Origin of the sequence: Komagataeibacter xylinus (genome assembly GCF_009834365.1) — a bacterium.
In the GTDB taxonomy this organism is placed as follows: Bacteria; Pseudomonadota; Alphaproteobacteria; order Acetobacterales; family Acetobacteraceae; genus Komagataeibacter; species Komagataeibacter xylinus_D.
The window spans coordinates 3,279,941-3,294,109 of record NZ_CP041348.1 but is presented as its reverse complement, the minus strand read 5'-3'; the positions used below and the strand labels follow the sequence as shown (position 1 = coordinate 3,294,109).

Annotated in this window: 13 protein-coding genes; 7 read left to right on the top strand and 6 right to left on the bottom strand. The window is 58.7% G+C overall.

From position 1 onward, the window contains the following. Entirely contained in the window at positions 1-930 is a 930-nt protein-coding gene (locus tag FMA36_RS15740) for an N-acetylmuramic acid 6-phosphate etherase (protein ID WP_159263226.1), read from the bottom strand. Positions 931-970: 40 nt separating this feature from the next. Beyond that, positions 971-2,155, bottom strand: coding sequence for a serine hydrolase domain-containing protein (locus FMA36_RS15735; protein ID WP_159263225.1), 1,185 nt, complete (start codon positions 2,153-2,155; stop codon positions 971-973). 284 nt (positions 2,156-2,439) lie between these two features. Here FMA36_RS15735 and FMA36_RS15730 point away from each other — a divergent pair, with 284 nt between their 5' ends. The 5 genes from FMA36_RS15730 to FMA36_RS15710 all read left to right on the top strand — a co-directional run bounded on the left by FMA36_RS15730 (position 2,440) and on the right by FMA36_RS15710 (position 8,680). Continuing rightward, positions 2,440-3,903: a sodium:solute symporter gene (locus FMA36_RS15730; RefSeq protein WP_159263224.1), complete on the top strand. Its 1,464-nt coding sequence runs from the start codon at positions 2,440-2,442 to the stop codon at positions 3,901-3,903. Positions 3,904-4,044: 141 nt separating this feature from the next. Beyond that, on the top strand, positions 4,045-4,989 hold the full coding sequence (locus tag FMA36_RS15725; RefSeq protein ID WP_159263223.1) for an alpha/beta hydrolase: 945 nt from the start codon (positions 4,045-4,047) through the stop codon (positions 4,987-4,989). 335 nt (positions 4,990-5,324) lie between these two features. After that, positions 5,325-6,068 carry a DUF72 domain-containing protein gene (locus tag FMA36_RS15720; RefSeq protein ID WP_159263222.1) on the top strand — a complete coding sequence of 248 codons (744 nt, stop codon included), beginning with the start codon at positions 5,325-5,327 and terminating at the stop codon, positions 6,066-6,068. Between the two features lie 339 nt (positions 6,069-6,407). Continuing rightward, complete coding sequence (locus FMA36_RS15715) at positions 6,408-7,934, top strand: MDR family MFS transporter (RefSeq protein WP_206065131.1); 1,527 nt, start codon at positions 6,408-6,410, stop codon at positions 7,932-7,934. A 53-nt stretch (positions 7,935-7,987) separates the two neighbouring features. After that, positions 7,988-8,680 (top strand): hypothetical protein, encoded by a 693-nt coding sequence (locus FMA36_RS15710; RefSeq protein ID WP_240906415.1) that lies wholly within the window; start codon positions 7,988-7,990, stop codon positions 8,678-8,680. Between the two features lie 156 nt (positions 8,681-8,836). On the opposite strand, the gene FMA36_RS19225 is transcribed toward FMA36_RS15710, so the two are convergent. The 4 genes from FMA36_RS19225 to FMA36_RS15695 all read right to left on the bottom strand — a co-directional run bounded on the left by FMA36_RS19225 (position 8,837) and on the right by FMA36_RS15695 (position 12,043). Beyond that, positions 8,837-9,007 carry a hypothetical protein gene (locus tag FMA36_RS19225; RefSeq protein WP_167518039.1) on the bottom strand — a complete coding sequence of 57 codons (171 nt, stop codon included), beginning with the start codon at positions 9,005-9,007 and terminating at the stop codon, positions 8,837-8,839. Then, complete coding sequence (gene cydB, locus FMA36_RS15705) at positions 8,991-10,016, bottom strand: cytochrome d ubiquinol oxidase subunit II (protein WP_159263219.1); 1,026 nt, start codon at positions 10,014-10,016, stop codon at positions 8,991-8,993. The genes FMA36_RS19225 and cydB overlap by 17 nt, the downstream gene beginning before the upstream one ends. Before the next feature lie 32 nt (positions 10,017-10,048). After that, entirely contained in the window at positions 10,049-11,491 is a 1,443-nt protein-coding gene (locus FMA36_RS15700; RefSeq protein ID WP_159263218.1) for a cytochrome ubiquinol oxidase subunit I, read from the bottom strand. 339 nt (positions 11,492-11,830) lie between these two features. Beyond that, positions 11,831-12,043 (bottom strand): hypothetical protein, encoded by a 213-nt coding sequence (locus FMA36_RS15695; RefSeq protein WP_240906414.1) that lies wholly within the window; start codon positions 12,041-12,043, stop codon positions 11,831-11,833. 599 nt (positions 12,044-12,642) lie between these two features. Between FMA36_RS15695 and FMA36_RS15690 the strand changes: the two genes are divergently transcribed. After that, entirely contained in the window at positions 12,643-12,921 is a 279-nt protein-coding gene (locus tag FMA36_RS15690; RefSeq protein ID WP_159263217.1) for a hypothetical protein, read from the top strand. 128 nt (positions 12,922-13,049) lie between these two features. Further along, positions 13,050-13,556, top strand: coding sequence for a YciE/YciF ferroxidase family protein (locus tag FMA36_RS15685; protein WP_159263216.1), 507 nt, complete (start codon positions 13,050-13,052; stop codon positions 13,554-13,556). Positions 13,557-14,169 lie beyond the last annotated feature (613 nt).

The following is a 14,169-nucleotide window of genomic DNA, read 5'->3' as shown; positions in this document are numbered from 1 at the left end:
CTACCCTTCATCGGGCCCATGCACCTGCCCAAGGATCGAACGCAGGTTGCCATCATGGGCTACAAGCAGTGGTTCGATCTGGTCAGTGGGAATGCCGGAACAGATCATGACAGCACGTTTGACATTGAACCGCGTGGCCTCAAGCGCGCTCAGGGCCTGCTGTTCGGTGCTGCCGCTCAGGTTGCAAACCATGCGGCAGGCCCGCTGGCGCAGCTTGGCGTTGACCACCCGCATATCCACCATCTGCCCCCGATAGGCATGGCCCATGCGGATCATGAGCGTGGTGGAAATCAGATTGAGGGTGGCTTTCTGCGCCGTGCCCGCCTTGAGCCGGGTGGACCCGGAAATGACTTCCGGCCCTGTCACCACGGTAATGCCCAGATCCGCGACATCTGTTAGCCTGCTGCCACGATTGCAGGCGATGCCAATGGTCAGGCTGCCCGCCGCGCGCGCGGCCGCAACAGCCGCGCAGGTATAGGGCGTAGAACCGCTTGCCGCGATGCCCAGTACCACATCATCAGGGCCGGGATTGTGGGCAAGGATGTCTGTCCGCGCCATGTCCTCGCGGTCTTCAGCCCCTTCCGCTGCCTGATAGATGGCATCATTTCCACCCGCCAGCAGCAGCACGAGCCGTTCTGGCGCCCAGCCGAAGGTGGGCAGCAGTTCCACCCCGTCCTGCATGCCGATCCGCCCTGATGTGCCGGCACCCACATAGAACAGTCGCCCCCCCGCCAGCAGGCGCGGCAGGGCGGTATTGACGGCGCGCTCAAGTTCCGGTGTCGCGGCGCGCACGGCGGCAATGGCGCTCAACTGTGATTCCACCAGCGCATCCAGCACGGACGCCACGGGCCACACATCTACATCCGCATAGCGTGGGTCCTGCCCTTCTGTGGTGATGGGCAGGATGGGGGCGCGGCTGTGTTGTGTCATATACCATCAACTCCGGGAGGGAAGGGGGATGCGAAGTGGCTCACCCCTGCTGCGGGATGAGGGCAAGGGCTGCTGCGGTGGCCACATCGTGGCGCAGGCGCACGACATTGCCGTGGCCTGCAGGGTGCAGGCGGCTGGTCAGGATCAGGACATAGCTGTCACTGCCGGGGTCAAGCCACAGCGAGGTGCCGGTAAAGCCGGTATGCCCGAAGGAGCCGAGGGGAAACCTGTCCCCCCGGACGGAGGAATAATGCGTGGAAATGTCCCATCCCAGCCCGCGCAGGTCGGATTTTCCCTCCGGCTGCTGCGCGGTTGTCATGAGCATGAGGGTTCGGGGTTGCAGCGGGTAGGCTGAGGGCCTGCCTGCGCGCCGGTCGAGCAGCGCCTGCGCATAAAGGCACATGTCATCCGCGTTGGAAAACAGGCCCGCATGCCCGGCCACGCCCCCCATACGGCGGGCGGAGGGATCATGCACCTGCCCGCGCAGCATCTGGCCGTTTTCATCCGGCTGGGTGGGGGCAATGCGTGGCAGCCATGTTTCAGGCGGCAGGAAACGTGACTGCCGCATGCCCAGCGGGGTCAGGATGAAACGCGTGGCATAGGCATCGAGCGTCATGCCCGAGAGTTTTTCAACCAGAAAACCCAGCGTGATGAAATTGATGTCGCTGTAGATGAAGCTCCTGCCGGGCGGCTGTGAAGGGGCAGCAGCCATGGTCAGGCGGAACGCGGCATCGCGCCCCTGCCATGGATGCTTGAGGTCCAGATCGGGCGGCAGGCCGGAATAATGGGTCAGCAGGTGCCGGATGGTAATGGTGGCTTTGCCAGCCGCCGCGAATTGCGGCAGATAACGCGAGACAGGATCATCCAGCCTGAACCGACCCTGTTCCCACAACTGCATGACGCTGGGCGCGGTGATGACCGCCTTGGTCAGGGATGCCATGTCGAATACCGTATCCCACGTCATGGGTTCGGCCGCGGGAGTGACAGCGCGCCTGCCATATACGGCCCGATGCACGATCTGCCGATCGTGACCGATGGCGCAGACAACCCCTGGCGTTTCGCCCTGGGTCACGGCCTGCTGCAGCCTGCGGTCCACGCCGCTCATGTCGGGGCCGGTGTGGCGGGCGCCACGCGCATGGGGCGCGCAGGCCGTAACCGTTGCGGCACCGGCCAGCATCAGGACATGGCGGCGCTTCAGCCGGGTGCCGACCGGAAAAACATGCATGTGCAAAGGGTCCGTTAACAGACGGCATGCCAGATGCCTGATACAGGAATAATACCATTACGCCCCTGCAGTGACAACGATCCGTTTTGATAAAGACCGGCGTGGAGGCGCGTGTGACGGGGGAGAAATGCAAAATATCTTTCAAATTCAGTGAAAAAAACATGCCAGATTGTAGATTTTAGTCGCATGGATACAGAAATATGTTTCGATACCGAATATTTTCTGGCTTTCATATGGTATTAATCCGGTCATATGATCGGCCTTTCTGACACGATGGAACCGGTATGTCCGCAATCGACATCGCTATTATCTGCATCTATTGCCTGACCCTGCCATTCATTGCATTCGCCCTGTCGGGGCGGCAGAATTCCGTTTCCACCTATGTTGGCGGTGGCCATAACCTGTCGTGGTGGGTGATCTGCCTGTCTCTTGTCGCAACCGAAACCTCGACCCTCACCATCATCAGCATACCCGGCATCGCTTATGGTAGCGGCATGGTGTTCGTGGGGCTGGCGGTGGGGTATGTCATTGGCCGCGCGCTTGTCGCATGGCTGTTTCTGCCACGTTATTTTTCCGGTCAGGTCAGCAGTGTCTACCAGTATCTGGGCCATCGGTTCGGGGAGGCGATGGAGCGTACCGTATCGGCCACGTTTCTGGTCATGCGCGTGCTGGCGGAGGGGATCAGGCTGTTTGCAGGCATGCTGCCGGTTGCAGCCATCCTGGCATCCATGAATTTTCCCCTGCCGCAATGGGTGATCATGCTGCTCATTATGGGCCTCACGCTGTTTTACACGCTGTCTGGCGGGCTGCGGGCCGTTGTGTGGTCCGATGCCATACAGCTTGCCGTCTACGGAGTGGGAACGGCGGTCTGTCTGGGGTTGCTGTACCATCATGCCACAGACCTGCAGATCCATGCGCTGCGCCATTCCAACAGGTTCCACCTGTTCCACAAATCTCCCCGCTATTTCCTTGATCCCTATACCCCTTGTGCGGCCATGATCGGGGGAGCGATCATGGCCATGGCATCGCATGGCACGGATCAGTTGCTGGTCCAGCGCGTGCTGGCCGCCCGCAACCTGCGTGATGCCAGAAAGGCGCTGGTTGGCAGTGGCGTCATGGTCGGGTGCCTGTTTGCCATGCTGTCGCTCGTGGGCATGCTGCTCTGGGCGCGCAATGATGAAAAACCGCTCTCTGCAATGGGGCTGCAGACATCGGATGCGCTGTTCCCTGCCTTTATCGTGCATGACCTGCCACCGGGACTGGCCGGGTTGCTGATTGCAGGCCTGCTGAGCGCGACCATGGGTTCGCTGTCCGCCACGCTCAATGCCATGACCAGCGCGACAGTGCTGGATTTTGCCACGCCCTGCCGCGCACTGGCGCGCCGGATAGGCCTGTCGGCGCTGGCGTTCGCCCGTCTGGTGACCCTGCTGTGGGCTGCGGTGCTCGTTCTTGCCGCACTGGCATTTGCCCATAGTCATGGGCCTGCGGTTGTATTCGGGCTGTCGGTGGCGTCATGCTCTTACGGGGCGATGCTGGGGGCTTTTGTGTTTGCCATGTTCAGCAGGCACGCGCTCACGCGGGAGGTTCTGCCTGCTTTCGTCATGACTGTTGTTACGGTCTGCGGCCTCATGATGTTCTGGCACCCTTATGGCGCGACAATCGCTTTTACGTGGCTGGTTCCGCTGGGTGTCATTATGATGTTTATCTGTGGCCTTGGTTTGAGGGCGATTGGAAAAATCCGGCAATAATGGTGCCTGCAACCATTTTGAACCTGTAGCGGGTTTGTGCCGGGCTGTGGACAATTCAATGTGTTGCAAGGACCACTGTCGCCCTGGGAAATGGCTCTCTATGATCGCCTTTATTGGTAAGAGAGATGGAGAGTTCGCCTTATGACTACCCTTGGTCTGGTCGACGCAGAGCAGCGTGACAAGGTGGCTTTGTTTCCATCCTTTGGTCCCGGGCGGGGCGATCTTGAGGCATTCCGCCATGATCTGGTGAAGGGAACAACGGCTCTCCTGAAATCCGGATCGGTCGATTACGAGGCACGATTGGTTCCGGGGCCGGATGGGGCGCCCGATGTTCGGGTCATCATGTTCCGGCCGTCAGAAAATAGGGGAGCGATGCCGGCCATTCTCTATGTCCATGGCGGTGGCATGATTGCGGGCACGCCCGACATGCAGGCCGGCATGCTCGCCCGGCTGGCAGCGCAGACAGAGGCCCTGATCGTCTCGGTTGATTACCGGCTTGCACCCGAGACGCCTTTCCCCGGTGGGCTGGAAGATGTCTATGCCGCTCTGGTGTGGCTGCACGGCCATGCAGCCACACTGGGTATTGATCCTGATCGCGTCATGGTCATGGGCGATAGTGGAGGAGGGTGCCTGGCGGCTGCCACGGCCCTTCTGGCCCGTGATCGTGGCAAGGTAAGACTGCGCGCGCAGGTCCTGATCTACCCGATGCTGGACCTGCGTACAGGCGGGGTGGATGCCCCTTGCGATGATCCCATGACAGGGGAATTCGTATGGACGCGCGCCCAGAACCAGCACGCATGGTCTGCCGTGCGGGGAGAGCTGGCGGCTGATGATCCGCGATTTGGTTATCTGTCGCCTGCTTTCATGCGCGACCTGTCCGGGTTGCCAGCAACGTTCATCGTTACTGGCGCGCTGGACCTGTTTCGTGATGAAGATGTGGCCTTTGCCCATCGCCTGTGGCAGGCGGGCGTGCCGACCGACCTCATTGTCTATGCAAATGCGGTGCATGGCTTCGACCTGTTGCCCTCTGCCCTTGCCGAGCGTGTCCGCCATGATGTGGTGCAAAATATACGTCGCCTGCTGTGACACGGATATTCCTGTTGTTAAACGCGTTTTGATGCTGAATACATCAGGAGTCCCGCAGCCCGCCTGACCGCAGAGGCATCCTCTTTTTTGAGCGATGGGGTTAAACCGTAGATTAAGCACGATGTGCCATTTACGAACTTCAGGATGACAAAATGGCTGCGTGAGTGAACATGGCATCCGTATGCCGATCGGGTTTGTGCCGCGCAGGGGTGTGAGGGATGACGCGTGTTATGCTTCGACTCCTGCTCGTCCTCATATCGTCACGTTCACATGCTTTATTGCTGTAAACCCGGTTATGATAATCCGTTATTGCCTTGATGGGGAAGGAAGAGGTCATGTCCATTCGGGTCGGTATTGCGGGCTGGTCGTCCTTTTCACCGATGGCTAAAGCGTTGCAGCTACCCGTTACCGGCACACAACTTGAACGGTATGCTTCTTATTTCTCGACAGTCGAGATCAATACCAGCTTCTATCGCCCGCACCGCCGCACGACTTATATGCGCTGGGCAGCCAGCGTGCCGCCTGCGTTCCGCTTCTCGGTTAAATTGCCCCGAACCATCACGCATGAGCGCCGTCTGGTTGACTGTCAGGCGCTGATCGACCGCTTTGCCGAGGAAACGGATGGCCTTGGTGAAAAACGCGGCCCCGTTCTGGTTCAGTTTCCCCCCAGTTTTGCCTATTCCGGGGATATTGCCGTGCGTTTCTTCCATGATCTGCGGGGCAGGTTTTCCGGGCCCATCGTTGTGGAACCCAGACATGAAAGCTGGTTCCAGCCAGCGATAGACCATATGCTGGCAGGGCTGCAGATATCACGCGTCGCAGCGGATCCCGCCCGCCCGGCCCCAGCGGCACAACCGGGCGGCTGGAGCGGGCTTGCCTATTTCCGGCTGCATGGCACCCCGGACATCTATAAGTCACGTTATACGCAGGCAGCCGTAAAGGCCCATGCAGAAGTCATTGCCGCACTTGCCGCACGTGGCACCGAGGTCTGGACGATTTATGACAACACCGCATATGGGGCCGCCGTGCAGAACGGGTTTGAACTCATGAAAGCCTGCGCTGGCGGTATCGGAAAATAAAGCATTGAAGTGGGGAGGGTAATGCAGGGGTTGCAAGGTACCTTTCAGGGTCCCATAAACCGCTTTGTCATTATCGCTCTTAACATAATTATAAATTGTTCTGGCGCTGATTCATGGAGAATGACCGGGTCAGCCTGAAAGAAATGCGTGCCCCAGCGCTGCCCGTTGCGGAAGATGTGGTTATTATGGCGCACTGCCAGTGCGGTCCGGGATCAGTCGCCTCAAGCCATATTTTGAATCGCGCCAAACCTGCTTTGCTACGATAACTGAAGCAACCGGGAGTGCATGCGTTCGTCATCAGCGACATGCAGCCCATTTTTGTCATCACAGGATTTTTTCGTGCAGTCATCTTCCGTGGCAGAGACGGCATCTGCCTATAGCCCTTCGACACGCCGGCTGGTTTTCATCGGCCTTATCCTGACCATGATCATGGGCGCGCTCGACCAGAGCATCGTCTCGACTGCGTTACCCACGATTGTCAGCGACCTTGGTGGCCTGGCGCATATGTCGTGGGTTGTTACGGCGTTCATGCTCACCTCCACAATCGCTACGCCAATGTATGGCAAACTGTCCGACATGTTCGGCAGGCGACCGTTGCTGGCGTTCAGCATAGGCTCGTTTCTTGGCGCCTCGCTGCTCTGCGGCATTGCGCAGGACATGTGGCAGCTGATTGTGTTCCGCGGCCTTCAGGGCGTGGGCGCAGGCGGCCTGATGACACTGTCGCAGACAGTGATTGGCGACATGGTATCCCCCCAGCAGCGCGGGCGTTATCAGGGGCTGTTTACCGGAGCCTTTGCGGTCAGCAGTGTCGCGGGGCCCTTTCTGGGCGGTGTGCTGACAGGTGCGCTGTCCTGGCGATGGGTCTTTCTTGTCAATCTGCCGATCGGGCTTCTCGCGTTCGGGCTGATCATGCTGAGCCTGCCTGCTGGCCGGACCGAGGCAAGGCCCCGCATCGATTATCCCGGCGCGGCCCTTCTGAGCATGGCCACGGCAGGATTCCTGCTGCTGTTCAACGCCCTTGGCACCACTCTGGCATGGACATCGCCGCTCACATTTCTCCTTCTCGGGGGCGCGACGCTTCTGTTTGTTGCGTTCATCTGGCAGGAGCGACGGGCGCCCGAGCCGCTCATCAGTCTGGACCTGCTGCGTATTCCGACTTTTTCCATATGCGTCGCCGCGACCGGGATAATGTCTTTTGCCATGATGGGGTCAATGATCTTCCTGCCCCTTTATTATCAGCTTGTTCTTGGTGAGACGCCAGCGGCATCGGGACTGATGATGCTGCCGCAGGTGGGCACGATGATGATCAGTTCGGTGCTGGGCGGATATGTTTCATCCAGAACGCAACGCTACACGCTCCTGCTCTGTGTTGGTGTTGGTATCGAATTCACGGCACTTACCCTGATTGCGGTCTGTGCCCATCATGGCGCGCCTGCCTTGTTCTTCCTGCTCAGTCTGGGATGTCTTGGCGTGGGCATGGGAATTGGCATGCCCAATGCGACGGTCATGATCCAGAATGCCGTGCCCACGGGTTCACTCGGTATCGCCACGGCCATGATGTCCTTCATCCGTGCGCTTGGCGGCTCGCTTGGCGTGGCGCTTTCGGGCGGCGTGATGGCGCTGACCCTGCAGAACCGGCTTCAGGTCCTGCCAGAAAAAATCGACGTGCCCGAATTTCTGGAAAAAGGCATGGCCGCGATCCAGACGCTTTCCCCCGCCACGCATGGAGACGTAACGCAGGCCTACAAAGGCGCGATCAGTGCCAGCCTGAGCGTGAGCAGCAGCTTCATGTTCCTCGCGTTCGTGCTGGTTGTCGGGTTAATGGTGCGTCAGGCCGCTTCGCGGAACAGGACGGGGAGCGAATAGGGCAGGGGAACAGCCGCTTTGGGTATATCAGGGCAAACCAGAAGGAGACCACCTTGCGGAATGTAGATTTCAGTTCATGGCATAGTGCCCTGATAACGGTTATCGGGCTCGTATTACTGACCCTGCTCGGGGTGGGCATCCGCCTGGTCATGATGCTGACAATCCAGCAGCGCAGGGAGCGCCTGAACCGACAGATCAACGAGCGTATCAGAACATTGATTGCGGCTTACAAAACATTGGGGGGCTCATTTACAGGAGACCTGAGTGTCAGCCCGATCCATCTGAAAGAAATAAAATCTCGTGAAGCCAGTGGCCAGGAGATGGCGCCGCTCGAACTGTCAGGAAATTCAGAACGTGCCCGGCGCATTCGCGATGCTGTCGAGGCCGCTCTGTCCGACATCATCCTGCTGGGCACTGAGGAGCATGTCCGTCTGGCGGTAAGGGCGGCATCCGAACTGGTGCAGGGCCGCAATGTCCATACACATGATCTGGTTGTATCCCTGCGCAACTTCATCCGTAAGGCCCTGGATATTGAACGCATCCCGTCTGATCTGGAGCTTCCGCGGCAGGGGCCGAGCCGTCCGTCGGCTTCAGGCGGTCGTGACAAGGGGGAAGGGGGTAAGGATGGTGGCGCAAAAGGCGGCGGCGCAGGCGGCATGGAAGGCGCAAACATGGGCGGAGGCAGTATGGGGGCAGGCGGTCCTGCCGGTAACGAACCGGACACATCGTCCAGTCATCCTATATGACGTTCACCAGCCATGTGACCATCCGCGATATGGCGCAAGGCATGGCATGTTCCGCAAAAATCCTTCTGTTCCGGATGAGGAGCATGTCCTGTCATGCCACATCGCTGGAACGGACGCCTGTGATCTGACCGGGGTACGGAAAATGGCTCCATCCTTTCAATGCGGGATCATGGCATGCAGCCCCTCGGCCACCAGCATGACAACAGCCGTGCTGGTGGCCCAGATCAGGACGAACCACCCCAGCCTGCCAAGCGGGCCGGGCGTGGTCTGCTTTTTTGCGGGCGAGGGGAGATCGCGCACGGTGCCTGCCTCAGTGATAGCTGTCATCTGCCGTGACCTTGCCACGGAACACCCGGTAGGAATAAACCGTGTAGGCAAGGATGACAGGCAGCAGGATGGCTGTTCCCACCAGTTCAAATGCCTGGCTCGATGGCGGAGAGGACACATCCCACAATGTCAGCCCCGGCGGCACGGCATGGGGCCATACCGTAATGCCCAGCCCGGAAAACGACAGGAAGAACAGCCCCAGCGTGCACAAAAAGGGCGTGATGTGGTGCCGGTTGCGTAATCCCCACATGAAAATGGCTGTCAGCACACCAACCAGAATGGGCACCGGCGCCACGATCAGGATATTGGGCCACGCAATCCAGCGCCGCAGGTAAGGGGCGTGCAGTTGTGTGGTCCATATGCTTACGGCCACGATACAGGCCAGTAGCGCCAGTGCCAGGGGAAACGCCCAAACGCGGCAATGCTGCTGCAGTGCGCCTTCCGTGCGCCAGATCAGCCAGCAGGCCCCCAGCAGCGCATAGCCCAGCACGACTGACATGCCGCACAGCACGCTGAACGGGGTCAGCCAGTCTACCGGGCCACCGGAAAAAGAACCTTCGGTGGTGGATACGCCCTGTATCACGCCCCCCACGATCGCCCCCTGACAGAACGCGGCAATGACCGAACCCGCCATGAACCCGAAGTCCCAGAAGGCTGAGCGGCTACCTGCGCCGATACGGGTCAGGACGCGGAATTCAAACGCGACCCCCCTGAAGATAAGGGCCAGCAGCATGGTCACGACCGGCAGGTAAAGGGCAGGCAGCAGGGTGGAATAGGCCCCCGGAAAGACCCCGTACAGCACGGCTCCCCCAAAAACCATCCAGGTTTCGTTCCCATCCCATACCGGGGCAATGGTGTTGACCATGATGTCACGGCTGTCGCGCCTGCGCTCAAAGGCAAACAGGATGCCGATGCCAAGGTCAAACCCGTCGAGCACGATATAGATCATGATCGCGGCCGCCAGGATCACGCCCCAGATTACAGGTAGCCAGTATGCTGCGCCGTCCATGCTCCATCTCCTGATAGCGGTTTACGGGGGTGTCAGGCCGGGCCGGAACCATGTGGCGTATCGTGGCCCGGCAGTTCGTGCGGGTGGGAGCGCGCACCCAGCACGGAGGCTGAATTTTCCGTAGTGGGGCCCTGCTCGCCGGTCTGCGGTGCATGGCGCAGCATGCGCACAAGCAGGATCAGCCCGGAGCCGAATACAAAGAAATACACCACCACGAATGCCGTCATGGTCAGGGCCATGCTGGGCAGCATAAGGGGGGAGACACTGTTCTCTGTGCGCAGCAGGCCATAGACAGTCCAGGGCTGCCGCCCGACCTCGGTCGTAACCCAGCCGCACAGCAGCGCCACAAAACCCACCGGCGCCATGACGACAGCCGCACGGTGCAGGGCTGCACTGTCATAGATCCGCCCCCGCCGCCGCAGGATGAGCGACCACAGCCCCATGCCGATCATGGCCATGCCAAGGGCCACCATGATGCGGAAGGTAAAGAAGATGATATAGGAAGGCGGCCGGTCCTGTGCCGGGAAATCCTTCATTCCCGGCACTTTGCCATCAAGGCTGTGGGTCAGGATGAGGGAGCCGAGCAGCGGAATGCCCACGGCATAATCCGTATGTTCCGTCTTCATGTTGGGAATGCCGAGCAGCAGTTCTGGCGCATGGTCTTCCGATGTCCAGTCCCCCTCCATAGCAGCGATTTTGGCGGGCTGGTGCTCAAGGGTGTTCAGGCCATGCATGTCGCCTGCAACAAGTTGCAGGGGGGCTATGATGGTCGCCATCCACATTGCCATGGAAAACATGACCCGCACCGGCTCGCTGGCCTGCTCGCCCCGCCTGCGGGCGGCAAGCATATGCCCCGCAGCCGTTGCACCCACCACAAAGGCCACCGACAGGAAGGCCGCAAGCCCCATGTGCAGCAGCCGGAAGGGGAAGGAGGGATTGAAGATGATGGCAAGCCAGTCCGCCGGCAGGAAACGGCCCGTGCCCGGCTCGATCGTATAGCCGCGCGGGGTCTGCATCCATGAATTGGAGGCGAGGATCCATGTCATGGAAATGAGTGTGCCAAGCGAGACAAGGCACGTTGCCGCAAAATGCAGCCCGCGCCCCACCTTGTTCATGCCGAACAGCATGACACCCAGAAAACCGGCCTCGAGGAAAAAGGCCGTCATCACCTCGTATGACAGGAGCACACCGGTAATTGGCCCGGCCTTGCGTGAAAAGACCGACCAGTTCGTGCCGAATTCATACGACATGACCAACCCGGATACGACGCCCATGGCAAAGACGATGGAAAAGACCTTGAGCCAGTATTGATAGAGATCGAGATAGACCTGCCGGCCTGTTTTCAGCCATGTGCCTTCCAGCACGGCCAGATAGGCTGCAAGCCCGATGGAAAAAGCGGGGAAAACGATATGAAACCCTACCGTAAAGGCAAACTGAAATCTGGCTAGCAGGAGGGCTGTCGCGGTGGACACCATCGTTCCATCCCTTTTCTCGAACTGTCGGTATTAACGGGGCAGGGGGCCATTACCGGGCCGCATGCAGTGCATTTGCTCGGATAAAAAGCCATGAAAGGGAATATTGGTTCCGTTCTTTCTGCCCGTGCATGCTGCTACCTGCCATGCAGTGATGTAAAGGATACGAAGCGGCAAGACCGTCCTCCTGACCATAGCCTATTCCGAACAGGGTAAAAAAGCGGAAATGCATTTTGAACTGAGATGGCGGGGACGGCTGCATTATGTGGGCCCACCAGTCTTCCTGTCGCGACCTGGCGCGGCATCCCGGCGTGCAGGCCGGGCAATGGAAATCGGTCGGTTTTATGGGGCTGGAGCCAGATATCGGGCAGTTCCGGTCATGCGATACGACGCCATGCGCCACATTGGCCGTGATCGCCCCCCTTTTTTTGTGCCGGTCAGGTCAAGCCGCTCACGCAGCAGGTCAAGTAACGTGACGGATGGCGGCAGGTCCGCAGAGGAGTTCTGGCCATTGATCTGGAGGCGACACGGGACGGCGACAGACTCACGGGTCATGGGAGATCGCTCCGGTGGGTATCTGGTTTTGTCTGGGTCAGTAAAGGGTTTAAGGCATCAGGGGGGTGTCGGTTGCGCCTTCATGCGTGAAAAGGGATGCATGAAATTTTTACTGGCGCGACGTCTGGCTGGCGGGCATCACCATAACCGGTAATTCTTTGTTTCGATGTAGGGAGAATGAACCCATATCAATATACATCAGATGAATATTGGAACTGTGACATAAAAAACTTTCGGCAATGATATTGCAAGCATGCCAGGAGCGATCCACCCGGCAGGCGTGGGTATAGGCTTGCGCTCTACAGGTAAAGGCCGATGCCGCGCACTGAAAGTAATCTCCCGCCACCCTCCTGCGGATGTCATCTCTATCAGCCTGCATCAGACCGCTTGTGACTCTATCGTGCATTTATGGGAAATAATCATCAATTTAAATATTTCGCAATAAGAATGTAATTTCAGTATATATAGCCGGTTTCGTTTGTTTTTATTTTTAATAATATTTTTTTGCTGAATTTTTGAAACTGAATTCAGGCCGGATAGTTTGTGGTTCGACGGTCGGCTGAACGACCGTTCCCTATCAGCAAAAAAGGAATGGACAAATGGCAAATCAGGGCGGCAGCCATGAACAGCACGTCAAGGCCGGCGAGCAGAGCCACAAGAATGCCGGCACGTCGCAAGGTGAGAAAAACGAGGGTACCCACAGCACCGGCACCCGCGGCGGCACGCATGAACAGCACGTCAAGGCCGGCGAACAGAGCCACAAGAACACCGGCACATCGCACGGTGAGAAGGGCGAGGGTGAACACGGCACCGGCACCCGGGGCGGCACGCATGAACAGCATGTGAAAGCTGGTCAGCAGAGCCACAAGAACACCTGACATGGTGTTGAATACCGGGGACGTCAGCGATCTGCTGCCGTCCCCCGGAATCTGAATGCTCCGCTCAATGCATCGACGATCGTGCGCCGATCAGGCGAGCAGCATCTTTTCGAGAATGGAGAAAATCAATGGGCCTGTTCTCAAAACCGATCAAAACCCTTGATGACCTGTTCGTGCATACCCTTCAGGACATCTATTACGCCGAAAACCAGATCGTGAAAAACCTGCCCACCATGGCGGAAGAGGCCACTGAACCGGAACTGAAGGCCGCGTTCCAGCATCATCTGACGGAAACACGCGAACACGTACGCAGGCTCGAGCAGGTTTTCGAGATGCATGGCCAGTCCGTCAAAGGTGTGACCTGTCAGGCAATGGATGGAATCATTGCCGAGGCGAAGGACATCATCAGCGATTGCGATGATCCCGAGGTCCGTGACGCCGCCATGCTCTCGGCTGCCCAGGCTGTCGAGCATTATGAAATAACCCGTTACGGAAGCCTCATTGCCTATGCCCGGCAACTTGGCCGCACCGACTGCGCGGCTGTTCTGGAACAGACACTTAAAGAAGAAAAATCCGCCGATCAGAAGTTGACGGACATTGCCGGGATGAGTGTAAACCAGCATGCCGCTGCCTGATATCGGGTATATATGAAACAGCGCATCCATCCTGTCGGGAAGAAGGGGCAACTGGTTACAGTTGCCTCATGTCATTCGTACCGGATGTCAGGTCCTGATATGGTCTGCTGTAGCAGCGATGAGAAGGACGGAGAGGAAGGATGCGGCTGTTTTCTCGTATCGGGTTGCCACAGCCCGCCACTCTCCGTGCCTTGCTCACAGGTTTTCGACCAGATGCCGGAACCTGTAAGCCTAATCCGGGCAGACGACTTCAGGATCGTTCTTTCCGGGCAGACCTTCTCGATCAGCGGTTCCGGGATTAATCAGAAAAGACAGACGGCATCATGCTCATTGCACATAGTCATACAGCCTGTCCTGTCATTCAAGGTCTGACAGGCGCTAGAATTTAGGTAGTGGAATATGCGGTGAGAACAGACACCCGAGTGCTATCCCTCCCAGAAAAATAATCACCATGAGCGTCGTCAGCAGCCCATGTTTTCGTTCCGTAGGGGTAGCGAACGGGGGCTTGAGGCTTCTGTCAGCCAGCGGTGGTGGCTCGCCCTGCGACCTGTCATTAAGGCTCATGATCCGCTCCTGTATTGGTATCGGAATCATGCCTGTGAACGTGGCCTGC

Coding starts and splice junctions, on each gene's coding strand:
- FMA36_RS15725 (WP_159263223.1), top strand. CDS start 4,045: ATGACTACCCTTGGTCTGGTCGACGCAGAGCAGCGTGACAAGGTGGCT.
- FMA36_RS19225 (WP_167518039.1), bottom strand. CDS start 9,007: ATGACAGCTATCACTGAGGCAGGCACCGTGCGCGATCTCCCCTCGCCC.
- FMA36_RS15740 (WP_159263226.1), bottom strand. CDS start 930: ATGACACAACACAGCCGCGCCCCCATCCTGCCCATCACCACAGAAGGG.
- FMA36_RS15690 (WP_159263217.1), top strand. CDS start 12,643: ATGGCAAATCAGGGCGGCAGCCATGAACAGCACGTCAAGGCCGGCGAG.
- FMA36_RS15730 (WP_159263224.1), top strand. CDS start 2,440: ATGTCCGCAATCGACATCGCTATTATCTGCATCTATTGCCTGACCCTG.
- FMA36_RS15685 (WP_159263216.1), top strand. CDS start 13,050: ATGGGCCTGTTCTCAAAACCGATCAAAACCCTTGATGACCTGTTCGTG.
- FMA36_RS15735 (WP_159263225.1), bottom strand. CDS start 2,155: ATGCATGTTTTTCCGGTCGGCACCCGGCTGAAGCGCCGCCATGTCCTG.
- FMA36_RS15700 (WP_159263218.1), bottom strand. CDS start 11,491: ATGGTGTCCACCGCGACAGCCCTCCTGCTAGCCAGATTTCAGTTTGCC.
- FMA36_RS15720 (WP_159263222.1), top strand. CDS start 5,325: ATGTCCATTCGGGTCGGTATTGCGGGCTGGTCGTCCTTTTCACCGATG.
- FMA36_RS15695 (WP_240906414.1), bottom strand. CDS start 12,043: ATGACCCGTGAGTCTGTCGCCGTCCCGTGTCGCCTCCAGATCAATGGC.
- cydB (WP_159263219.1), bottom strand. CDS start 10,016: ATGGACGGCGCAGCATACTGGCTACCTGTAATCTGGGGCGTGATCCTG.